Annotated in this window: 1 protein-coding gene; it reads right to left on the reverse strand. The window is 57.4% G+C overall.

Translation table 11 applies throughout. The features are described 5' to 3' along the window. Nucleotides 1-265 (reverse strand): hypothetical protein (locus PZC42_RS21625; protein WP_277214240.1); only part of this gene is annotated, 265 nt, incomplete at both ends.

Consider the following 265-nt stretch of genomic DNA (forward strand, 5'->3'; position numbering starts at 1 on the left):
CGGCATAGGCTGCCACCGTTGCCCTGAAGTCGCGTTGTCGCTGGAGAGCATAGGCTTTCGCGAACTGTCGGTGGACGCCGGATTGGTCAGTGACCCGGTCTGCGTCACCTGTGGCCAAGGCATCATTGAATCGTTGCTCGGATGCCAGGCGGATGCCGTCGTAGCAGATCACCAGAATCAATGCAGAAATAAATGCGGTAGTAGCCAGTTTCAGGCCCGGAATCACCATCGCCTGATCTCCGCTCGTTCGACGATCAACAGCATG

Origin of the sequence: Isoptericola croceus (genome assembly GCF_029382255.1) — a bacterium.
GTDB lineage: Bacteria > Actinomycetota > Actinomycetes > Actinomycetales > Cellulomonadaceae > Isoptericola > Isoptericola croceus.